This is a genomic window from Bradyrhizobium sp. 23AC, from assembly GCF_054863025.1.
This window is the reverse complement of the sequence record NZ_JAVAYN010000221.1, coordinates 1-259: the sequence shown is the minus strand read 5'-3', so window position 1 is coordinate 259 and position 259 is coordinate 1. Positions and strand designations below refer to the sequence as shown.

The following is a 259-nucleotide window of genomic DNA, read 5'->3' as shown; positions in this document are numbered from 1 at the left end:
CACCATGCTTCCGAAAGAAAAATACGAATCCTGGAAAGAAGTCGTCCTGCGCTTCAAACCACCCAGCGATCCGACTCCATAGATGCTGAAAGGCTGTTTGGTATGACAAAGTGTTCTTTTTTCCGCGCCATTTTGGTCGCAGCCGGTCTGATGACCGCTGCCGTCTTCGCGACGCCGGCCAATGCGCTCGTCACCCTCGACATCCGAAAGGGTAACGTCCAACCGCTGCCGATTGCGGTGACCGACTTTCTGCAGGGTG

At 55.2% G+C, this 259-nt stretch carries 1 pseudogene; it reads left to right on the top strand.

Annotation, left to right across the window (positions count from 1 at the left end):
* Window positions 1-102: 102 nt before the first annotated feature.
* Window positions 103-259: pseudogene (gene tolB / locus RAD10_RS42190) on the top strand (Tol-Pal system protein TolB); the annotation flags it as partial.